Annotated in this window: 23 protein-coding genes and 1 tRNA gene; 13 read left to right on the top strand and 11 right to left on the bottom strand. The window is 52.6% G+C overall.

Translation table 11 applies throughout. The annotated features are described in order from the left end of the window. Positions 1-251: 251 nt before the first annotated feature. From M1B35_RS29450 to M1B35_RS29430, 5 genes are all read left to right on the top strand, one after another. Positions 252-1052 (top strand): hypothetical protein, encoded by an 801-nt coding sequence (locus M1B35_RS29450; RefSeq protein WP_268263804.1) that lies wholly within the window; start codon positions 252-254, stop codon positions 1050-1052. A 533-nt stretch (positions 1053-1585) separates the two neighbouring features. After that, complete coding sequence (locus tag M1B35_RS29445; RefSeq protein ID WP_268263803.1) at positions 1586-1879, top strand: hypothetical protein; 294 nt, start codon at positions 1586-1588, stop codon at positions 1877-1879. Further along, positions 1876-2442 (top strand): ABC-three component system protein, encoded by a 567-nt coding sequence (locus M1B35_RS29440; RefSeq protein WP_268263802.1) that lies wholly within the window; start codon positions 1876-1878, stop codon positions 2440-2442. The genes M1B35_RS29445 and M1B35_RS29440 overlap by 4 nt, the downstream gene beginning before the upstream one ends. Before the next feature lies 1 nt (position 2443). Continuing rightward, complete coding sequence (locus tag M1B35_RS29435; RefSeq protein ID WP_268263801.1) at positions 2444-2953, top strand: ABC-three component system middle component 5; 510 nt, start codon at positions 2444-2446, stop codon at positions 2951-2953. Next, positions 2940-4859, top strand: a complete 1920-nt coding sequence (locus tag M1B35_RS29430) for an AAA family ATPase (protein WP_268263800.1) — start codon at positions 2940-2942, stop codon at positions 4857-4859. Before M1B35_RS29435 ends, M1B35_RS29430 begins: the two co-directional genes overlap by 14 nt. Positions 4860-5087: 228 nt before the next feature. Here M1B35_RS29430 and M1B35_RS29425 read toward each other — a convergent pair whose 3' ends face one another. Beyond that, complete coding sequence (locus tag M1B35_RS29425) at positions 5088-6113, bottom strand: tyrosine-type recombinase/integrase (RefSeq protein ID WP_268263799.1); 1026 nt, start codon at positions 6111-6113, stop codon at positions 5088-5090. 337 nt (positions 6114-6450) lie between these two features. Beyond that, positions 6451-7221: a type 1 glutamine amidotransferase domain-containing protein gene (locus tag M1B35_RS29420; RefSeq protein WP_268263798.1), complete on the bottom strand. Its 771-nt coding sequence runs from the start codon at positions 7219-7221 to the stop codon at positions 6451-6453. Positions 7222-7409: 188 nt separating this feature from the next. Here M1B35_RS29420 and M1B35_RS29415 point away from each other — a divergent pair, with 188 nt between their 5' ends. After that, a complete protein-coding gene (locus M1B35_RS29415) occupies positions 7410-8312 on the top strand; it encodes a LysR family transcriptional regulator (protein WP_268263797.1) in 903 nt (300 codons plus the stop codon). Positions 8313-8345: 33 nt separating this feature from the next. Here the strand turns inward: M1B35_RS29415 and M1B35_RS29410 are convergent, their stop codons facing one another. Next, positions 8346-8801, bottom strand: a complete 456-nt coding sequence (locus M1B35_RS29410) for a hypothetical protein (RefSeq protein WP_268263796.1) — start codon at positions 8799-8801, stop codon at positions 8346-8348. Positions 8802-8976: 175 nt separating this feature from the next. Next, positions 8977-9873, bottom strand: coding sequence for an arginase family protein (locus M1B35_RS29405; protein WP_268263795.1), 897 nt, complete (start codon positions 9871-9873; stop codon positions 8977-8979). 343 nt (positions 9874-10216) lie between these two features. Here M1B35_RS29405 and M1B35_RS29400 point away from each other — a divergent pair, with 343 nt between their 5' ends. Both M1B35_RS29400 and M1B35_RS29395 read left to right on the top strand, forming a co-directional pair. Then, positions 10217-11110: a LysR substrate-binding domain-containing protein gene (locus M1B35_RS29400; RefSeq protein ID WP_268263794.1), complete on the top strand. Its 894-nt coding sequence runs from the start codon at positions 10217-10219 to the stop codon at positions 11108-11110. Positions 11111-11200: 90 nt separating this feature from the next. Then, a complete protein-coding gene (locus tag M1B35_RS29395) occupies positions 11201-11638 on the top strand; it encodes a GNAT family N-acetyltransferase (protein WP_123333519.1) in 438 nt (145 codons plus the stop codon). Positions 11639-11689: 51 nt separating this feature from the next. On the opposite strand, the gene soxR is transcribed toward M1B35_RS29395, so the two are convergent. Next, positions 11690-12151, bottom strand: a complete 462-nt coding sequence (gene soxR / locus M1B35_RS29390) for a redox-sensitive transcriptional activator SoxR (RefSeq protein WP_123333517.1) — start codon at positions 12149-12151, stop codon at positions 11690-11692. Between the two features lie 113 nt (positions 12152-12264). Between soxR and M1B35_RS29385 the strand changes: the two genes are divergently transcribed. Continuing rightward, positions 12265-13749 carry an MFS transporter gene (locus M1B35_RS29385; RefSeq protein ID WP_268263793.1) on the top strand — a complete coding sequence of 495 codons (1485 nt, stop codon included), beginning with the start codon at positions 12265-12267 and terminating at the stop codon, positions 13747-13749. Positions 13750-13857: 108 nt separating this feature from the next. On the opposite strand, the gene M1B35_RS29380 is transcribed toward M1B35_RS29385, so the two are convergent. Further along, entirely contained in the window at positions 13858-14577 is a 720-nt protein-coding gene (locus M1B35_RS29380) for an SDR family NAD(P)-dependent oxidoreductase (protein ID WP_123333515.1), read from the bottom strand. Positions 14578-14814: 237 nt separating this feature from the next. Between M1B35_RS29380 and dapF the strand changes: the two genes are divergently transcribed. Then, the gene (gene dapF / locus M1B35_RS29375) at positions 14815-15633 is read left to right on the top strand and encodes a diaminopimelate epimerase (RefSeq protein WP_123333513.1); all 819 of its coding nucleotides are present in this window, start codon (positions 14815-14817) and stop codon (positions 15631-15633) included. 70 nt (positions 15634-15703) lie between these two features. Here the strand turns inward: dapF and M1B35_RS29370 are convergent, their stop codons facing one another. Next, the gene (locus M1B35_RS29370) at positions 15704-16267 is read right to left on the bottom strand and encodes a histidine phosphatase family protein (RefSeq protein ID WP_123333511.1); all 564 of its coding nucleotides are present in this window, start codon (positions 16265-16267) and stop codon (positions 15704-15706) included. 363 nt (positions 16268-16630) lie between these two features. On the opposite strand from M1B35_RS29370, the gene M1B35_RS29365 reads away from it, so the two are divergent. Next, positions 16631-17035 (top strand): hypothetical protein, encoded by a 405-nt coding sequence (locus M1B35_RS29365; RefSeq protein ID WP_268263792.1) that lies wholly within the window; start codon positions 16631-16633, stop codon positions 17033-17035. A 360-nt stretch (positions 17036-17395) separates the two neighbouring features. On the opposite strand, the gene M1B35_RS29360 is transcribed toward M1B35_RS29365, so the two are convergent. Continuing rightward, a complete protein-coding gene (locus tag M1B35_RS29360) occupies positions 17396-17884 on the bottom strand; it encodes a P-loop nucleotide/nucleoside kinase family protein (RefSeq protein WP_268263791.1) in 489 nt (162 codons plus the stop codon). Between the two features lie 381 nt (positions 17885-18265). On the opposite strand from M1B35_RS29360, the gene M1B35_RS29355 reads away from it, so the two are divergent. Then, positions 18266-18529: a DUF1652 domain-containing protein gene (locus M1B35_RS29355; protein WP_123334472.1), complete on the top strand. Its 264-nt coding sequence runs from the start codon at positions 18266-18268 to the stop codon at positions 18527-18529. A gap of 138 nt (positions 18530-18667) precedes the next feature. Here the strand turns inward: M1B35_RS29355 and ykgO are convergent, their stop codons facing one another. Beyond that, positions 18668-18817 (bottom strand): type B 50S ribosomal protein L36, encoded by a 150-nt coding sequence (ykgO, locus tag M1B35_RS29350; protein ID WP_020297337.1) that lies wholly within the window; start codon positions 18815-18817, stop codon positions 18668-18670. Between the two features lie 549 nt (positions 18818-19366). On the opposite strand from ykgO, the gene M1B35_RS29345 reads away from it, so the two are divergent. Beyond that, a complete protein-coding gene (locus tag M1B35_RS29345; protein ID WP_268263790.1) occupies positions 19367-19999 on the top strand; it encodes a hypothetical protein in 633 nt (210 codons plus the stop codon). A 347-nt stretch (positions 20000-20346) separates the two neighbouring features. Here the strand turns inward: M1B35_RS29345 and M1B35_RS29340 are convergent. Together M1B35_RS29340 and M1B35_RS29335 are read right to left on the bottom strand one after the other, a co-directional pair. Then, positions 20347-20433: transfer RNA gene (locus M1B35_RS29340), tRNA-Leu, on the bottom strand. A 417-nt stretch (positions 20434-20850) separates the two neighbouring features. Continuing rightward, complete coding sequence (locus tag M1B35_RS29335) at positions 20851-21135, bottom strand: hypothetical protein (RefSeq protein ID WP_123333504.1); 285 nt, start codon at positions 21133-21135, stop codon at positions 20851-20853. Positions 21136-21374: the final 239 nt, after the last annotated feature.

The following is a 21374-nucleotide window of genomic DNA, read 5'->3' as shown; positions in this document are numbered from 1 at the left end:
TTGGGGAACAGTAAGCGGGCTAACGAATGAGGACTAGACGGGTAAATCGGCAAGGCTTCATGAGGTTTGCTCATTAGTCCCAGAAAATGGAGGTGGCGCTTGTGTCTTCATGGACGCTTAGGCGTTCTACGCTGCGCTACTGTTCCAGCCAGACCTCGGCAAACATGCGGCCTATGGGCGCTGCTGCTTTTTGCAAATGGACCCATTGTGATACTTTGCCCGCCCTTCAATCGACTTCAGGAAGAGGTCTCATGCAATTCCCCTTTGTTGCAAACGAGTTCAACGAAGCCCAAGCAGTTAAACAGACTTGCAAGCGCACTCGCCTCAAGGGGCTAAGTGTTCTGGCCACTGCAACTTTCGTAGCACTCGCGAGCACAGCCTCTTTGGCAGCAGATGACATTTCGGGCGTGACCATCGGTTCTTCGTTGGCGCAAGCTCAAGAAGCCATTGCCAAGGCCAATCCCGACTTCACAGTTACGCCGCTGATGCTGACTAATGGAAAAGCAGCCGGTGTCACGGCGAAAACCAGTGATCTCATGATGAGCACAGGCACCAACCACCCGGGTGGACCTTCGGACGAGTTTGCGGCATTGCTGAACGATGCTGGCAAGGTATGGTTCGTGGCGCGTGTTCAACGCTTCGATAAAGGAGGCCGCATCGACGTCAACACGTTCAAGAGCGCCCTCACCGAGAAGTTCGGTCAACCTTCCGACACCATGGTAATCGGAGCAATGGGCCTCAATTGGCAATACGACCGCAACGGCAAACAATGGACTGGATCGGGCCTGGCTCCATGCCAGGGTAACGGAACAATCACTCCTATTCCTGGCGTTTCGGTCACCGCTCCGCGCTCATTCAGCCCGAACTGCGGGAAAATCATCACGGTTAGAGCGGCAAAAGAAAAAGATCAGATGGTGGCGTCCTATACGCTCTCCATCACCGACGCCAAAGTGATGTTCGATGAGCTGGCCTCACAGGATGCGAACGCAGAAGCCGTGCGCAAACAGAAACTGGCCGACGAAAAAGCCAAGGCCGTGAAACCGAAGATCTAAGCACAAGCCGGGATGCCAGTTTTACAGCAAGGAGTTTGGCATCCTACCGAGGGCAGGAAATTTCCAGTTCTCGGCGAACTCTATCAAACAGGATGGGGCAATCCGTTCCGCAACTTGAATCGCGACCCTTGGCCCGCCTTGGCTGTAGGTCTGCTAAAAAAGTGAAATTGCGGAAACAAAAATAAGCTAAGTCACTGTAATAATTGAAAATGTTATTGGATTGTAAATCCACCTGCGCCGGTTCGATTCCGACCTCGGCCTCCACTATAAAAAGCCCGTAGATCAATGATCTACGGGTTTTTTTATGCTCTCAAAAAAGTGAAGTGTTCCGCAATTTTCCGGCGGTGTTCCGCAACTCACAGGATTTTTTTGCGCGAACTCCTCGCTAGGGTGGGTTGATCAGTGGGTCAAAGCAGTTCGTCCATAATGAGCGGACTAAGTAAAGGTATGCATCAGTAAAAAGGTGAAAGGCTCTTTACGCACGTGCGGTTGTCCGGGATGATGGCTGTTTGCCAACAATCAAGGATTGACGCATGGAAAATTTTTGGAGCACCGCCTTAAAGTATGGTGGGAGTGCCACTGTTGGTGCCTTCGTCGCTTATAGCGTTTATCCCGCACTGATTTCCTCCCCTATACTTAAAAATCTTAATAGCACTCAGCTTTTCGTACTGCTATGTTTGGTTGCTGTGCTAGTGTTTTTTATCTGCGTCTTACTCATAAACCTTGTTAAAAGTAAGCCTCAAGGTGGAAATGTAATAACAGTTTCAAAATCAAAAGTCCGTGGAGGTATTACTGGCGGAAATCGAAATTCCGGTAAGCCTGAATGAATAAAATTGTTGTTACAGAGTCGGATGTAAAAGGCTCAGTCGTTGGTGGTGATCAACATAATGTCACCTATATAGTTGCAGCAGCTCCTGATCCTAATGTTATCAGGGCAGGACTTGACAGGATAGGTGCTCTTTCCGAAGGTGACGAAGAGTTTCAGGATTTTGTCGAACTGCTCAATACTTATCTTGCCGATAGGGCAGGCCGACCAGTAATCGGGCTGCAGAAAAAGCTTGTTAATGGAAACAGAGAAGATCTTGTCGAAGAAGCTATAGAGCATAAGGACAGGTTTGCAAAAATCGCTGCAAGAGCTCAGCTCTCTCCGCGAAGGCAATATATTTACTTTTATATTCTTCAGAAAATAAAGGCGTCCTTCGACGGTCAAATTCGCCCGCTTCTAAAGTCTGGGGCCCGTCCGGAGGATATTGATCAAGCTATTTATCACAATATTGTGAATACAATTTTTGCTGAGGTTTGTAGTGTCGATGTATCAATTGATCAGTATTTAATCTATGGGATGTTGTATTTTTTAACAGGGAAGTGTCATCTGGTCTGGGAGGTATAAAGTGCTGATATATCATCCTGCATACGATGCAAACCATTGCTTGTATAGGTTGTTAGCAATATTGCGAGCTACTGATGAGTTTTTTTTGACGTGGGATCAGTTGAGAGTTTTAGATTATTATTATCTATTTCCAAGTCAGTTGAAAAATATAAAGCCGTGGCCTGCAAACATAAAAGAATTCAAGGCTGATTTGAAATCTATTCCTGGACAATTTGAGGACATTAGCAACCCCGCCAGGGTTTTGTATGATCTTCAAGTTTTTCAAAAAACCGCAGCGCTGGAACTGATTGCCAAAGGCGTTATTTCAAAGTCTGATTTTGAAAGTGGCTTTCTTAAGGTCAATAGTGAGCTTCTTCCTGATGGTTATACTGAACTCGTTGAAAATGATATTTTTTTGAAGAGTGCTGCGTTTGATATTATAACTAAGGCATTGCCAAAAGTTGAGTTTAATGGAGATGCAGGGCTTAAAAAGCGCTCAGGCCTAATGGAATATATTTATGATATCAAATAATTCAACGCTATTTATACATCGTTTTCTCGTCATGAAATCTGGCCGGGCAGTTTATGACGAGAAATTTCATCTGGGTATCAACATAATACGCGGTGATAACAGTATTGGTAAGTCCACTATAATGGACTTATTGTTTTTTGGTCTGGGTGGTGATCTTAGGGAGGAGCGCTGGAACAAAGAAGCTGCTGCATGTGATAGTGTTGTTGTTCAAATTGAAATAAATGGCTATGTGCTAACGGTGTCAAGAGCAATTGAGCCGGCGAGCAAGCCTCCTATGCAGTTTTTTTCTGGCGATTATGAAAGCTCACAGATAAATCATGCTGATTGGGTTCAGTACGGTATTATGCGTACTGCGAATAAGCATAGTTTCTCACAACAAATTTTTGAACTGTTTGGTTGGCCACATCACCAAAATGATGATAGTTCAAATCTCACGATTCACCAGATATTACGTTTGATATATGTGGATCAAGATACCCCTGTTAATAAAATTCTCAAAGCCGAACTGGCATTTGATAAACCAAGCATGCGCCAAGCAATCGGGGATTTTTTGTTGGGCGTGGATGACTTGGGTACCTATGGGTTGCGGCAGCAGCTTTCTAAAGCTGAAACAGATTTCAGTAAAATATATGGCCAGTTGGAAGCCATTTTTAAATACATCTCGCCTACAGAAGGTGTTTTGAGGGCCGAACATCTTAACAATGAAATTGAAGAGGCCAATCAGGAGTTAAATGCGCTGCTGATAGAACGTCAGCAAATAGCACTGCAACCCGACACGGATTCAAGTCCTCAAATTAAAGAGGCTGCTGCCAAAGTTGCCGAGCAAATTTCTACACTTGCAAAAGAAATTGATATTAGAACCTCGAGGCGAGTTGAGCTAGTCAATGAAATTGTCGAGTCAGAACTTTTTATCAAAGCTATTGAGTTTAGGCTTAAATCACTACAAGAGTCGAGAGCAACCTATGACTTGTTTGGGGAGGTTAGATTCAAATTTTGCCCATGTTGCTTGTCTACAATAGAGTCCCATGGCACAGGTACATGCCATCTCTGCAAAACCGATGTGGATGATGAGAAAAGAAAGAGCTCTTATTTGGCTGCGTTGAATGACTTGAACTTTCAGAAGCGTGAGAGTGAGTCGGTGCTGGTTGAGCTTAGGACGAGGTTAGAGGAGGCCGATAGGTATATTCAAGTAGAGGGTCATCAGCTAAACACTCTTAAGTCAAAGCATAAGGCTGCGCTGACACTGAGTTCTGATAAGGTTTTGAAACTTTATACCTTGTCTTCTAGAATTGGGACTCTTGAAGAGCGTGTGACGAATCTGAAGGCAAAAATAAAACTCGTATCGAGCGTAGAGCAGCTTATATCTGATCGTGACAAGCTAAACAATCAAATTCTGCATCTGAAAGATGAAATTAAGAAGAATGCCTATTTGACTGAGTCTAGGAAGTCAAGATTAGAGTCAAATCTTTCGGAGAGAACAATTACGTTGCTTCGGCAAGATGGTGGATTTGAAAGTGACTTTATTGATCCTGGAAAGTTTGAGTTTGACTTTGCTAGAGATTATATGCTGGTTGATGGTAGGTCGAAGTTTTCCGCAAGCTCTGAAACAATTATGAAAAACAGTTTCCATTTGGCGATTCTTCAAGAGTCAATATGGGATGAAAATATGCGGTACCCCCGATTGTTGTTGATGGATAACATCGAAGATAAGGGGATGGGGCCGATGCGTAGCCAAAATTTTCAAAGGCTTCTAGTGCGTTCGCTTGAAGGCGTGGAGCAGAAATACCAGATAATCATGACTACATCGATGATTGACCCAGGGTTAAATGAGAGCTCTTATTGTGTTGGTCCATACTATGAAAAAGGAATGCATACGCTTCAGTTGTCAGGTGGGTCAGGAAAGTAGTTCGATTGGGTTTCTAGTTGTCGATTTAATTTCGAAGCTATAAGCTTTTAGTGCGATCGTTGGCTAGTAAGGCTCCGGGCTGCGGGGCGTAGTTAGCATCACAGCCCTTTGGTTAAAATTAGTGTTTTCGTCGGATATGCATGTGGTTTGTATTACGCCGCCCAATGGATATGCATCATATTTACGGTTGGTTTTTTATGGTTTTCAAAGAGAACTCCGAAAACCGTTTCACTTCGTAGGGTGTACTATTTCACCAATACGGCGATATACCTTTTTTGTCATTTCCTGCGTTGAATGGCCAAGCAGTCGGCTAGCATGCCCAATGTCGTCAATTTCGCTGGCCGCTTTTGGTCGGATGTCGCGAAATTGGAAATGACGGATTGCGGTGGCAAGCGTTGCATCACCTTCGGCTTCAGCTTTCCTGGCTGCTTTCTCTCGAGTTTCGTCCCACCGATTCCTCAGCATGGCGTAACTCATTCGCAGGCCTGCCTGGTTGGTGATCAGGCTTGAGTTTCTGATTCCGGCCATGGTTTTGCGCTCGAGCAGAGCATCGAGGAAGGTGCTGAGGGCTGATGCGTCTGTTCCATCGTGCAGGCGGATACGCAGGCGTTTCTCAGTCTTGCCCTGGCCTACCATCAGGAACCCGTTGTTGAGGTCGGCAGTTGATGCTTTGAGTACATCGGCGGGGCGTTGGCCAGTTAGGTAGGCAAGGTCCATTGCGTCTTTCAGCTCGGGTGGGGCCTGTACGTACACAGCATCCCAAACGATTTTTCCAGCGTAGAAGTCGCGTGGTGTCTCTTTGTTCCTGCGTAGTCGCGCGCAGGGGTTCGCTTTTTCGGTCAGCCCCCATTCGCGGGCAAAGGTGAATATGGTCGAAAGGAGGGCAATCTCGCGCTTGGCGCGCACCTTTGCTGTCCGTGCATCACGATATTGGGCAATCACTTGTGGGGTGACCGCGTCGACGGGGGCTGACTCAAAGGCGTTGCGTAGCTGCTTGAGGCCTTTGAGGTAATCCCTCTGGGTGCCGGATTTCAGCCCTGGTACGACCTTTTCTTCGTAGTCGTCGAATAGCCTGCCCATCAAGTGGACAGGCTTGGGCGTAGCTTTGCGCTCCAGGCGAGCCCATTCGGCTTTGGCTTCATCGAGGTCACCGCCAAGAGGGATCTCGACGCGATTGCCGTTGGCATCTCTGCCGTTGTAGTAGTAGCCAACCCAGATCTTGCCGTTTTTCCTTTTTCGGGTGCGTCGTATCATGTGCGGGGGCTGGACTCCCCCGCCCCCACAGACATTTTCCAGCCTCAAAGTGAGGCACTTTCGAAGGCCTCAGGACTGACGCCGCCCAGGCATTGAGGTCGGCAGCTTTGGCACAGTTACTAAATTGCAGGGCGCCAAAAACGCCCAGCAATGTTGCGTACCTCAGTAGGAAGTTTAAACGCGGCATGTTGTATCTCCCCAGTGTGCTGAGTTTGCCCTCGGTTGTTCGATGGTTAAAAGTGCAACGAGTGCACAAAAGAAACCATGCCCCTACTGAGTGGCGAGCAGCAATCTTGGCGTCGGGCTGCATGTTGCCCAACAACAAGATTGAATCAACTCAGATGGATTTTGATTGCAGGGCTTTGACCACGGCCTCTCCGAGCGCTTTCGCTGACGCTGGGTTTTGACCGGTGACCAGGCGGCCATCGACCACCACCCGACTTTCGAAGAGGGGGGCTTCTTCAAATGTTGCGCCGGCGTTTTTCAAAGCACTTTCCAGTTCAAATGGAACGATCTTGTCGTACTGGCGCGAAACTTCCTCTTCAGCGGTGAACCCCGTAAGGCGGCGGCCTTTGATCAGGCTCTGGCCGTTACTGAGTTTGACGTCGATCAGCCCCGCTGGGCCGTGGCATACGGCACTGACAATGCCGTTGTTTTCATAAACGGTGCGCACGATTTCATCAAGTTCAGGGTTGCCGACGAAGTCCCACATGGGGCCATGACCACCGACTAGCAAGATTGCGGTGTATTGCGACGGGTCGACATCCGAGAGTTTGAGGGTGCTGCCTACCTTGTTGCGGTGTTCCGGGTTGGTCCAGAAGTTGAGGGTCGCTTGGTCTCTAAGGTCGAAACCGTCGAACGGCGCGAAGCCGCCCCTGGGGCTCGCAATGTCGTAAGCGAGGCCAGCTTCATCAAAGACTTCAACCGGATGGGTCAGTTCTGGAAACCAGAAGCCACCGACGAGGTTCGAGGCTTTTTTGTCGAGGCTGGAAACCACCATCAGCACTTTTTCGCTTTTCAGATCGTCTTCGGCAACGACAGGGGCCGCCGTGACCATCAGCGCGGCAGTGGCGCCCACAAGACCAGCAAAACGCTGTGCAATAGACATATGAAGTTCCTTTAGTTTCTTGGCGGTGGAGGCCACTGTATCCGCGACTAAAGGCGCAAAGAAGCCGCCCAATACCGAACAGATTGTTTAATAAAACAACCTAATCGTTTTGGATTGAGGCTGAAAATCCACGTACAGTACAGGTTTCGCAATCAACCACTGATGTGCTGGACGGATGAAGGAATGAGATGAGCCACGCCGATAGCTTTGATGGATTGTCCGAGTTTCTAGCCATTGCCAAGCGGCTGAGTATTCGTAAAGCCGCTCTTGATCTTGGTAAAACCCCAGGCTCCATCAGCCAGGCGTTGCAGAAGTTGGAGCTTCGCCTTGGAGTGCCGCTCTTGCACCGCACAACTCGCAAGATGTCACTCACGGAGGCGGGGAAAAATTTGCTGTTGAAAATCGAGCCTGCCGCGCAAGCGATTGCCAATGGTCTCGAGGATGCTGCGCAGTCGGCAAAGGCCCCCTCAGGAACACTGAGGCTGATTGTTGAGCGTTTGGCCTTGCCACACGTCATCGAACCTCTACTGCCCAAGTTTCGACAAGCCTGGCCCAATTTGAATGTGGACATCACAGTCAGTAACCGCCATGACCATTTCGTATCCGAAGGTTATGACGCAGGGATATTGATTGGCTCATACATCGAGCAAGACATGATCGCGGTAAGGCTCTCAAAACCCTTTCAATGGGCTGTTTTTGGGTCGCCTGCCTATTTCGAGGCTAACGGAAAACCCACAGTGACCAGCGATCTTGTGCATCACGAATGCGTTCGATTTCGGCGCCCTGAAAAGGGAGATATCTATCGCTGGGAGTTTATTGAAAATAACGAAAGCGTAAGGATCGAACCCAACGGCCCGCTCACGGTTAATGATGGGGAGTTGATGCGCAGCCTGGCTGTTCAGGGTGTTGGGCTGATTTATTCTTCAACGTTCCACACTTCGCGCGAGCTCGCGAACGGGACACTTGAACCGGCATTACTGGACTGCTCTCCAGGTAATGACGGGTTGTTCCTTTACTTTTCAAAAGCAGCAAAAAATCAGCCGAAATTGCGAGCTTTTATTGAAATGTGTTCGAAGGCTCTACCGATTTAATCGAAAAGAATTCGACACTACCTATCGTATTGCTTATTTCATCCCAATCAGGCCTTTGGCCAAGTCCCGACCTTTGGAATCCATATTGTGAGTGGACATTGCATTATTCAGGGCATTTGTTGCCGTTCCCAACGCCGATTGCATGCTTCTGATTTCGGTCGTCAAAACCTCTCGCTGCCGCTTGATCTCGTCCTCGGACAACGTCTTGTCGCTCATCAATTCCATGAGTTCCTGGTTTTTTTGAGCAATTTTTTCCTGCAGCTTACGAATGTTTTTCAGGACTTCTTTGACGTCTTCTGGCAAGGGCGCGTTGTCAATGTCAGCGTACTTTTCACTCTCTAATTTTTCATGGCCTTCTTTTGATATCTCGACCTTGGTGGTCGTGGTTTGAGTGCTGGCGTTGGCGGAGCTTTCGGTCACAGAGGCTGGCGAGGAGGTCGTAACCCGCAGTTGCATCGCTAGCGTATTGTCGGATGAGGCGATTTTCATTGATGCTCCAATTTCAGGGCGTTTGCGACATTCACTTAAGTGATGCTATCGGCAAGGGCAAAGCTTCGCTGTAGGCAACATGTATCGATTTTGTATTTTTTTGTAGTTGCACGGACATGATTCCCGGCAATTGCTGATGACGTTTGTTTTTGCGGCTCCAGAGCATTTCAATGGCTCAGGTTTGAAGGTTATTGGCCCTACGGCCAATCAACGGAAGATTTGCCAGCATGTTCTTCAGGGCCAACGTATCCCAGGGCAGATGTTCGGCAATGCCGATTCCAACGACATCGGCGATAGCCGCAACGTCTGACAGCACTCGCACTACATCGCTGATGGGCATTTTTCCTTGGGCAACGCCGTCATAGGTGCCCTCAGGTGTTCGCGGATTGGCGAACAAGAGCGAGCGGAAAAAAACAGGGTCAAGCACATCGAGATCCAAGTGGATCGCCAAATGTTTTGCGCCGGTTGATCTGAACCACTTCAGAACGGGTTCGCTGCTAACCGACAGTTGCGCTGCACTCGCTTTGCTTAGGCCCAGTCGCTCGATCAGGGCCGTTTCTACGGGCATCGTTTCCTGCAGCCCGGCGTACATCACATTTTGAGGCTTGAGTGGTCGTTTCACGGCGCCCACAAAGTCCGCATCACCTTCACCGAGCAAATTGCCCAAGACCATGGCGTGTGCGTTTGAAAAGTCTCTGGGCGTCAAAACATCGGGGTGGGCGTCAACCCAAAGCACCGCAAGGTCTCCGTCATATCGCTCATTCAAGTAAGCGAACGGCGCCAAATCCACGAGGCAGTCACCGCCCAAAACAACAAGCCTGTCCGGTGCATATTGATCAATCAATGTTCGGGCGTTGTGCATTTGTTTGAGCAATGCGCTACGCCCCAAGATGCCATCTTCCAGCGGCAGTGGATCATTAGTGGGCACGTCGACTTTAACTTCGGCGACCGGGCCGGATGGGGTGGGTGCAAGCCAGGAGAGGAGTTGAGCGCCAAAGTAGTAGGGGGGATTGTTGCCGCCCTGCCATTGCGGAAACAGCAACCTTAGTGTGAGGTCCTTTGTTGCGTTCATGGGGTTCAGTTCTCTGTTCTCTAGTGAAATTTGGCGTTGATAGATGACGTGCAGACACTGGGTCGTCGCTAAAAAACAAACACCCCTACACCAACGTCCTTCCATTCAGGAAACGCTTGAAAGACCGAGGCGGTCGACGATGAGGCTGCTGGAGCCTGCGGCGACGGCCACTTGGATGAGGGGTATCAACAAGGCGCAAGACGCTTGCCCATTAGTGGTGGCGCTGATCATCTTGCAGCCAGAGCACGCGTTTAAATCTTAATTGCACAAGAATGGGAGATAAACATAGGATTGTGAGCATCATTCGCTCAACCAGGTTGTTAATGTGGATAGGTTAAAAGCGATGGAGGCGTTCGTGGCAGCGGCGGATGCGGGGTCCTACGCAGCAGCAGGAGAGAAACTTAGAATATCGCCGCAAATGGTGGCGAAGCATGTGCAAGCGTTGGAAAGTCGGCTGGGGGTTCGTCTTTTAAATCGAACTACGCGGCGCCAAAGTGTCACGGAATTTGGTACGCGCTATCTGGAAAGATGCAGGCTCATCCTCGCTGAGACGGAAGCGGCTGAGTCGATGGCGAACGAGGCTCTAAATGAGCCGAGCGGTCGATTACGTATAAGTGCCCCGATCAATTTCGGGGCGGGTAGTTTTATGACGTTCATCCAGCTGTTTCTTGAGCGCTACCCCAAAATAGAAATCTCATTGACACTGACAGAGCGTTTCGTTGACCTGACCAACGAGGGTTATGAAGCCGCTATACGCGTAGGCGGTATTGGACTTGAATCTGATTCATTGGTCAGGCGAAAACTAAAGAAATATCAGTTGTTGGCTTGTGCATCACCAACCTACATTGAGAAATTTGGCGTACCTGAAACCCCTGAGGATTTAGCCCATCACAACTGTGTTTCCTACATGTTTTCAGATCGAACTTCTGAAGAGTGTTGGCGCTTCTCGAAAGATGGCGAACCCCATGAGGCACGCTTCAAGAGTCGCTTATCGGTTAACGATATGCGGGCGTTGATCACGGCTGGAGTCAACAGTTTCGGGATCGTTCTTGGTGATGAAGATACCCTGGCAGATGCTATTGCAAGCGGCTTGCTAGTGCCGGTGCTACGCGACTACGAGGGCCCCTCGCTGCCATTGAGCCTGGTCTATAGAGCGGATCGGCAGAGGACCGCTAATCTTCGGGCATTCGTTGAAGAAGCCATCGGTTTTTTTGAAAAACTCAGCTATCCAAAATGACCTTTCCCGGCACGCAGACGGCCTTCGTGGAATGCGTCAGGTCTGTAAGTCAAGTTTCCATCCCAAGGACAGGGTACAAAAGAGGACCTCATGAAAAAAGCAATCAGGCTTGCTAACCAAGGCGATATCAATGCCATTTTTGATATTCGAACCAGTGTTCAGGAAAACCATTTATCCCGTGATCAGTTAGCGGAAATGGGCATCACTCCCGAGGCTATCGGGCAGGCAATTCTTGAAGCGCCATGCGCCTGGGTCGCGGAAGTCGATGGCGTCCCCGTAGGTTTTTCCATGGCGGATGTCGAGGAGGGGTGTGTGTTTGCGGCCTTCGTTCTGCCCGAATTCGAAGGGCTCGGGTTGGGGCGTAGCCTGATGGAGAGAGCGGAGGCTTTTCTGTTTCAGCACCACCAGACCATCTGGCTAGAAACCGCCGAGGCAAGCCGCGCGAATGGCTTTTACCGGAACCTCGGCTGGCGGCCTGTGGAGCACTTGCCAGAGGGTGATGTTCGTTTTGAAAAGTGCCTGAAATAATTTAGGCATCCGGCGGGCAATCCTGACAGCCCTATGGACTCAACCGATCAATCACTCCGTGGGCACGGAGTCTTTCTCCAGCAAGACGGCTCCTTCCCCTAGCTGGCTCAAACGATCACCGGGATTGCGAAGAGGGCAGTCGTCCATAGAGAGACAGCCGCAGCCGATACAACCGTCGAGTTGATCGCGAAGCTGGGTGAGGCTGTGGATCCGTTCAGTCAGCATGTCTCTCCAGAGTGTGGAGAGGTGCGTCCAATCTCTGGTTGTCAGGGGGCGTCCCGAGGGAAGCCCATCCAGGGCGTCCTTGATCGTGGCCAAGGGAATGCCCGCGCGTTTCGCGATCTTGATAATGGCAATTCGGCGAAGAGTATCCCGGGCATAACGACGCTGGTTACCTGCGCTTCGTTGTCCGTGGATGAGACCCTTGGCTTCGTAGAAGTGCACGGTCGCGATGGTGACGCCGCACCGGCGGGCGAGCTCTCCTACCGACAGTGGCACGCGCACATCGATCATAAATGCCTACTCCGTGTTGACCTCATCTATACATGAGGTTTTATAAAGAGTGTCGGTTTGCCTTTGCAAGCCTTCATTCGCCGCTGCGAGTGAAATCTCGACGTGGAGTCCATATGGAAAAGCCTGATGTGCCAGCTGATCACTATTCACAATCGACTGTAGAGGCCAGTGCCTTGAGGGAGGACTGTCCTCCAAAAAACGCTTGGGCCGCCTTGCTGTCTGGCAGGAATGGCGTGCGCTCGCTTGCGCTGGCGGGAGGCGTCGTCCTTCATGCGATCAATGTGTATATCGCCACCACCATTCTGCCTTCTGTTGTCAGGGACCTTGGTGGCATCGACTATTACGCGTGGAACACCACGCTGTTCGTTGCGGCCTCGATCCTCGGTTCAGCGCTGTCGGCGCGGTTGCTGGTCAGCGCGGGGCCGCGCGGCGCGTACATCATTGCCACCTTGGTGTTTGCCCTCGGCACGTTCGTCTGTGCGTTTGCCCCATCAATGCCCGTTATGCTGGCTGGACGTTTTGTTCAGGGGCTGGGCGGCGGTTTTCTGTTTGCACTGTCTTACGCGATGATCCGGCTGGTTTTCGAGGAGGCCTTATGGCCGCGCGCAATGGCATTGGTCTCCGGCATGTGGGGGGTGGCAACGCTGGTTGGTCCGGCGGTAGGCGGGATTTTTGCTGAGCTCGGTGTATGGCGAATGGCGTTCTGGTTGCTCATTCCGGTTGCCGCATTGTTCGCCTTGCTGGCTGTTGCCGCGCTGCCTAAACGCAGTGCCAATAAAGCTCAACGCCCAGCGGTCCCAATGGCCCAACTGGTTCTCTTGACGTCGGCAGTCCTCGTGGTTTCGGCGGCCAGCGTCTCCTCAATCCTTTCCTGGAACATCGGGGGCATTGCAGTCGCCGCCATTCTGACGGTCCTACTGATAGGCACAGAAAACCGTGCCCGCCATAGGCTGCTGCCAACGGGTGCATTTCGCATCACCACAACACTGGGGGCGCTGTATGCAACGATGTCACTGCTGGCGGTGGCCATTACCAGTGGTGAAATATTCGTGCCGCTGTTCCTCCAGGTCCTTCACCACCAATCCCCACTAGTCGCTGGCTATCTCGCAGCGCTCATGGCGGCCGGATGGACCCTGGGGTCCATCGCAAGCGCCGGAGCGAGCGGCAAAAATATCGGGCGTGCGATCCTTGCAGGCCCGGTTCTTGGACTGGCCGGCATGGTGGCGCTTGCCGTTCTGATGCGAGTCGAAAGCGAGGGGGACTGGTGGGCTCTCTCGCCGATATGCCTGGCGCTCGTTGCCATTGGCTTGGGTGTGGGGCTGGCCTGGCCGCACCTGTTGACTCGGGTGTTTCAGGTCGCCTCGGCGGGCGAGCAGGACCTGGCAGCAGCGTCGATTACCACCGTGCAGTTGTTCGCCACCGCCCTTGGCGCGGCCCTGGCAGGCATGGTGGCCAACGTTGCCGGCCTCTCTAGCCCTGGAGGCGTTGTCGGCACGGCCAGCGCTGCGGGCTGGCTATTTGGCGTGTTCGCGATCGCGCCGACCCTTGGCGTTTTTACAGGATTGCGCGTGGTCCGTTTTTATTCGAAAGCCGGGTAGGAGGGACCTGTAGAGGCAGGGGAGTAGGGTCGCTGCCTTGGGTCGATTGCTGATGGTCATCAACCGCAGCAGCCGACCCAGGCATCTTCTGGTGGGGGGATCCCGCTATCAGAAGCGCTCATCGAATATTGCTGGCAAGGTGATTTCTTTGACGAAGCTTGCTGAAGACAGGCTCAAGGCCATGCGTACCACCTGGACGACGTCGTGCACGGGAATTGAATGACCTTCCCCGCGCTGCTCGGCGAGCGCTCTTGGCGTGTTCAGCGGGTCTTCGGTATTCAGGTAGCCGAGGTTCAAGCAGGTCACCCCCAGGCGTTGCTGCCGGTACCCTTCACGCAGCGCATCGGCGATACCTTGCAACGCGAACTTGGAGGCGCCAAAGGTGACTTCGGGTCGTCCACTTTGCGGCAAACCGGAAGTCGACCCGGTCAATATGATCTTGGGGTTCGCGCTTTTGAGCAGCACCGGAAGCAGGCGCTTGATCAAAATAATGGTCGACGTGATGTTGCAGTTGACGATGTTTTCCACCTGGTCGTCGTGGTCCTCCAGGAAGTCGTACGCCGGGTCAAAGGCAAACGCTTCCCAGATGCCGAGGTTGTAGATCAGCGTATCCAGCCCGCCGTCCACCACCGCCTGCTCGATGATCTGCGCAGCCTTTGCCGGTTCGCCAAGGTTGGCTTCCAGCCACTGCACCTCGACACCCGCTTGAGCTATCAGGTTTTCGGGGCGGGTCCGAGACACACCTATCAAGGTGTCCCCCGGTTCACCCAAGCCGTCGATCAAGGCTCTGCCTAACCCTTTGCTTGCGCCGATCACCATCGTTTTCATTAATCGTCTCCTTGACCTGTTTGCTGAACGTTGGGGCTGGCATGCAAACAGACGCCTCATGGCTTGGCAATCAAGAGGTTGTTTCCAGGTGTTCGGCGAAGGGCGCGGATGATGGTCTGGGGCGGTCGGGTGGAGAGGTGGGGCGACCCTGTGCTTGCAAAGGTTATGCGAATGACGGTTAGATCGTCGTCAACCGTCAATTCACGGCCTGTCCCGCCGCTTAAGGTCTGTCTATCTATGCCGCTGAGGTTTCTTAAAATGCACGCCAATGGCGATGACTTCGTCGTTGTCGATTCGAGAGATTCAGCCAACCCCATGACCAGCGCTCTGGCTCGGCGGTTGGGGGATCGAAACCGAGGTATTGGCTTCAACCAGATCGCAGTAGTGCTCGATTGTGAAGATGCCGCAGCGCGGGTGATGTTCTGGAATGCCGATGGCTCGACGCTGGATGTGTGTGGCAGTGCGACGCGCGGTGTTGCCGATTTATTGATGCGTGAGTCAACCCAGGCGTCGGTCATCCTGCGCACCCAGCGTGGGCTGCTGACCTGCGAGCGAACGTCAACCGGTGCTATTTCGGTCAACATGGGGGAGCCGTTTTTGGCCTGGTCGGAGATTCCCCTGGCGCAAGAACTGAACACGGCGTTGTTGCCTCTGGCGGGCGACCCGGCGGCTTGCAGCATGGGCAATCCCCATTGCACTTATTTTGTCGATGACCTGAGCGACGTTGATATCGCGACAATCGGGCCGACCATCGAAAACCACCCTCTGTTCCCGCTCCGGGCCAACGTGCATTTTGTCCAGGTCATTGACCGCCAGCACATTCGCCTGCGTATTTGGGAGCGGGGCGGCGCTATTCCTCTGGGTTCTGGTTCCTGCTCCTGCGGTGCGGTGGTCAATGGCATTCGTCGTGGCCTGCTGGACCACCGCGTCGACGTTGAATGTGATGGCGGCACGGTGGCGGTGCAATGGGACGGCGTGGGGGCGGTGTTTCTGAGCGGCCCGGTGCAGAAAACCTTCTCGGGGGTTATCTCGGACCGCATGCTGCATGACGCTTAGTTGAGGTTGCGTCATCGGCAGCCCGGTTAATCATGACCACCTCCGCATTTGGACCGTGCGCGCCGGCGTTTCAATGCTTACCGGTTCGATAGGTTGTCGCGCTCCAGTACCGGCTACCGCTGCTGTGATGGCGCGTCCATCCGGCAGCTTCCAATTGTTTGGCAATCATTCGATTCATGAACCCATGACCGAGCAAAAGAACCGAGCCTTCGCCGCTCACGGATGCCAGGTGTTCGGCAGCCTCTTTGGCTCGCAACTTTGCCTTCTGGGCGGACTCGACGTTCCCTGAGAAACCGCACAGCCATAAAATTCGAAGAATAAAGGCCCAGGTAAACGGCGAAAGTCGCGGTCGGGTCCAGCGTCCATAGGGCAATTTCGCCTCGCAGAAAACTTCATCCACGATGCTCGGTTGAAGGCCCAGGGCCCGAACGGATGTCAGTGCCCGCGGCGCGGTGCTGGATACGATGACGCTGGCATTAACGGCCAGTTCCACACTGGTTTGTGGTGCGGGTTGGGCAGTGATTTCCGAGAGGTCGTATTGCTCAATCCAGTGCTTCATATCCCGCGCTGAAATCGGCTTGACCTCATCCAGGTTCGGTTGGCCATGACGCATTAAAATAATTTCCCTATTCACTGTAACAATCTCCCTGGAACTAACATCGGCTTCTGTATTGACCGTTTCGCCACGTTTTATACAGCGAAGCTTAAGCATGGAGTTAAAAACTGTTCGTCAATTTTTGAGCAGCAAGCGTTAATCGTTGACGGCACCCAAGTGGCGAGGGGAATAGCAGAGCGGTTCAGCGCTCCGTTCGAGTGCGTGAGTGTCTGCTCGGGATGCCTGTAGCAAGGATGCCCATGACCGGCTCAATCCTTAGTACAGTTTTCTAATTACTGAACTCTCTTTAGTCCTGTTTTTGGTTTTCTGATTGGAAAATTCAATAAGGAGCTGCAACTATTGCCCCGTAGATTTATTGATAATAAAAACAGGGAATAGAGCATGTTGGGTTTTTTCTCGATATACAGTAAAGAGTACCTCGCCACATTAATGATCGTGACAACCTTGTTTTTTGCTTTGCCTATCTTTGTTGCGCCCTTGCAATGGGCCAAGTTAATGGGCTGGGCGATACCCCAAGAGCGGCACTTGGCTGTTTATTTCGGTCGATGTTTGGGCGCTTTTATTCTGGTGGTGGAAGTCATCATGTTGTACTCCGTCATGAACGGTATTCGTGATAGTTACGCCTTTGATGTGTTGTATCTGGTGTTTTTGTTGATGGCCGTCGTGCATATCTATGGCGCGATCAGGAAAATCCAGCCCCTTTCCGAGACCCTGGAAATCGGTCTCTGGCTGGCCCTGATCGTGTTGAACACGCTGTTTTATCCAGGCACTGCCATCACCTTCTGATGAGCATCAGGCCCAGGCAGCAGGTGCGTGCCGTTTGCTGCCATTTTACCGCTGGAGGCACGGGCTGTAGTTTCCGCGGCAGAACGCAAGAAAGAACGTGGAAACCCTTTAAATGCTGTGGGAATATTTTATCGTTGCCGCGAAAAAAGTGTGGTTATTGAATGACTTAGATGATTTTTTCTGCGTTTTTTTTACGAAAATATATTGTTACAGGTGTTGGGCTGAGATAAGATTGCGTCGCGTTCACCTACCACGGTTTATGCATTTTTAAGCCCCAAGTTTCCATCAGCTACTTGGGCTTTTTTTTGCCTGAAATTTACCTTGTTGGCCCCTCAGCGTCGCTGACGAGGCCCAGGCCTGCTAATAACGAACCTCATGCAATTGCTCATCGGCGTGGGGCTCGACGAAGTAACTGGAAATCAGTCGAAATGCCGCCTCATCGGTGGCGAAAGGATGATCGCCACGCTGGTTTCTTTCCCGCAGCCGCGCCAGGCAGACCTCGTCGTCGATGGCCAGCACATGCAACGCATGCTCAGCCTGGGCGTTGTCCGCCAATCCCCTGAGCCAGGCACGTTGCGCCACGGTGTTGGCTGGAAAATCCATGACCACGCTGGTTCCCGCTCTCAGCAATGCAATGACCAGTGGTTCCATGGCGGCGCGCAAGCGTTGTGCATGGAGCTGGTAGTCGGCGAGGGTGGCGATGGCGCCAGGGTATAACTGCGCCAGCCATTGATCCTCACAGACCAAGACTGTGCTCGGTGCCTGGGCGAGCTGGTGTGCCAGGGTGGATTTGCCCGAGGCAATCTTGCCGCAGAGCAAGTGCAGTACGGCGGGGGAAGGGTGGTGCATGGTCGGTCTCCTGGGGGCGAAACCTCAGAGCGCCGGGGATAAAAACCCGCCTCTGAGGCGGGTTGGGTGTTCGTTGAACAGCGCTAGCCCACCACGGCGTCGATGGGGCTAATCATTGCGGTGCGAGTTGCTAGGCGGTGAGCGTTCATGTCGCTCAACCTAGCAAAGGTCGATTACCGATTCATAGGGCTGAGGTTAAAAAATCCTAGGATCACGCCATGTCAGAGCGACCAAAGGGCGATGGATTGGCTCGGGCTCTCTTAAACTGCCTGAACTGCGAGCCAGTTGGCATATTTCCCGGGGGTGGCCAAAGCGAGTCTGCTAGGGCTGACCTACGCTGAATCGGTTGAATCTCAAACGCCGGTGCTGCCGGAGGACGCCATGCTTGCCATTGTTGAGCTTTGCCACATTGTGGAATCCGGCTTTCTTCCCCTGTCTTGCCATTGCACGGTCAACGCCAATGGCTCCCTGACGATCAAGATCTTCGACTCAGAGTCGGGGCGCGTCGAGTTGTTACTCCCTGGCGTGTCGACCAGCGACCTCACCAGCATCAGGTCAATCTCCAATCTGATCGGCGAATTACGCACCGAAATCAAGGCAGGGCGCAGAGCTTTCGCCGGTGGTTTCAGCAGTTATGCCGGTTGACAGGGCGTTAGCCCAGGGCTGACGTTTCCGGATCGCTTGCTCGGGTGCGGAGGGCACCCAAGACGTTTGACTCGTTCATCAAGGGCGAGGCCAGATGTGTTTCATCGGCACCGGCCTCGCCGATCCTCCTACCGATCTTCAGCCTTTGTTTTTGTTCTTGGCGCCCCCTTGCCTGGCCTTGAAGCGCGGGTTGGATTTGCAAATCACATAAATCCGCCCTCGACGCTTGACGATCTGGCAGTCCCGATGGCGGTTTTTGGCTTCCTTGAGCGATGACAGCACTTTCATGGTGAGACTCCTGCTTGGCTTGAGATGTAATAACATATCTTAATCACCAATAAGAATTATTATCAATACTCAATTGTCCGCCGGTGGATTTTTACGGCGTTGCTGGCAGGACGGTGTTTGGGGGATCTGTTCCAGAGCTGTCATTTCTGAGACAGGGCTGCGTAGCCGCGTAGGGCTCGAAAGGGATTGTGCCTAATTACCATCATTTCTATAGACTCGCGCCGACCCCATCGCGGCCAGGCCATTGACGGCCAAACAACATGGAAGCACGTGATGGAGAAACGGATGGTGGTAGGCGGTTTTACGGTCGCGGTGACGTTGGGCCTGCAGGGTTGCGCAAGTATTCCCGGCAAGTCTGGCCGTGCGTTCTTTCTGTTCGGTAGCCATGGCCTACCTTTTCTAGTCCACTGTGTGCGTCTATTTGTCATCACCCTTATTGGCTCGCGTTGGCAGGTGGGCACCGAGGCGGCGTGAAAAAGCCTGATACCCTTGGGCCAGACTGTCTGGCAGTAGTGGTACTGTCTAAGCAGCACCCCTGGAGCCTGCTAGATGAATCGTCAAAGTCCACCTCACCGCGTCGCAACGCCTCAAGTCGCGTCAAGCACTGAAAGCCCAGCCGCCCACCCCCCTATTTGGCATCGCGGCCCGGACTTACTGACCGTTGGCAGCACGGGGGCGGCCATTTTTGGTTTCAGCTTTGTGGTGCTTTGGTTGTTGCCCGGCTTAGTGCTGACGATACTGCTCCTTCTCGGGTTCGAAGCGATACCAGGTGAACCGAGCAGCGATGGGTCTAGCCTCACAACGTCGTCGCTCATCCAGTTCCTGTGTGGTTCTGTTGTGCTCATGGGGCTGGTCTTCGCGTGGATGTCCTCTGCTGCTAGAGTGCTGGCCTTCACGTTCGACGAAAACCAGCAACTGCTGACCCTCACGGTCACCCGTCGCGGTCGTAAGCCCACCGAGGTGCAGGTGCCGTTTAGCGACATTATTTGTATCAGCCCTTACATGCTCGCCAGTTATGACCGCGATGGCCATTTCAGCGTCGTGTGTCAGGGCCCGAGGGGCAAGGAGTTCAATTACCGATTGGCTGAGGGGACTTCTCTGGAAGACATGGAGTTTCATGCTACGTGGTTGCGAGGAATAATAGGCGAACGGATGCACGAACTATTGAATCTGGATAAATGAACGAAACACGTCCATTCAGCGACTCATTTCGGCGTTTTCACCCACCGTTTAGCGGCGATGGTGGATTTTAGTATCACCCTGAGACCAAAGCGGTAGAGCCCATCTATTACGCTCGCTCGGCATTCCTGATTCGCTTTTTCAGGCGCTGATTAAGCGAAGACGAGGGCATAGGAGTCACTTCAACTCTTCGGAGGACAAACGACTTCGGTGCTGGAGGCATCGGACTGGCAGTTATCGACGCGTGCTCTCAGCGCCATTTGAGGCGAGGTGCTGTATCCGGAGTGGGGCGTTCGAACAGAAACAACAAGGGCCTGCATGAGGTTAATCACGCAAGCCCTTGATATAGATGGTGCCCGAAGCCGGAATCGAACCGGCACGCCCTTACGAGCGGGGGATTTTAAGTCCCATGCGTCTACCAGTTTCGCCATTCGGGCGGTAGCGCGATAAAGCGGCCTGGGATGTCTTGATCAGCGTCAAGCGATGCCAGTGCCTTGCAGCAGGGTGAGGAATATATACACCCCGCACCCATGAAGCAAGGTCAGTGAGTGTAATTGAAGGCCTTGTGGTGATTTTTTTGGAAGCTGAAAAAGCTCTATAAATCATTGGGCTACGGCATTCGATCGAATGGAAAGCCGGTATTTCGCTACTGATCGACGCCAGCCTTCAGCCCCTCTTGTGGTGACCGCGGCTCACTTTTTTCAAGGCAAAAAAAAGCCCGCGGGAGAGTGCGGGCGAACGTAGTTGCTTGAATGAGCAGGGCGACTATACACAGCGCTTTTTTAACGGTGGGTGAAAGAAATTTCATCTTGGCCGGCGCGTCGGGTGCATCGTTAAGCGAGCACAGTGCTCGCCTAGACAAAAGGCTGGTTGGTAAAGCCGCGTGGCAGGCGCTGCCTGCCGGACATCGCGCTCAAGCGCTGGATCCAGGCGCTGCGCCAGTCATTGGCGGTGGTGGTTGCCTTGTTTTTACGTGCGGCTCTGCGGGCGGCGTTGCGTTGAGTGCGGCGGGCTTCCTTGAAGGCTTCGGTGCCTCGGCAGGTGCGGCATTTGACCCGTGTCAGTTCAGTGGTGGAACTGAGGTGGGAACCGTGATGGCCGCAGGCAAGATGCCCGGCAACCTTGAAGTGAATGACCATAGTGCGTCTCCTTCCTGATAAGTGCGGGGCATGGGAAACAGCCTGCCATGCCCACCTGGACTGCGGGACGGCGGTGCCTGTTTAGGCGTTTGCTGTCCATGGAGCCGCACTGGCCGATTGGCCGAAGACTATCCCTGTCTATCCTGAGTGACGCAGGTCCTGGGCCTGTTGGTCGGTGGCGATCCCATAGTTTTAGGACCTCCAGGGTGGTTCAACGTTCGGTGTTTTTGGGGCCAGGC

The organism is Pseudomonas morbosilactucae (assembly GCF_023241665.1).
GTDB classification, from domain to species: Bacteria; Pseudomonadota; Gammaproteobacteria; order Pseudomonadales; family Pseudomonadaceae; genus Aquipseudomonas; species Aquipseudomonas morbosilactucae.
This window is presented reverse-complemented; position numbering and strand designations above follow the sequence as displayed.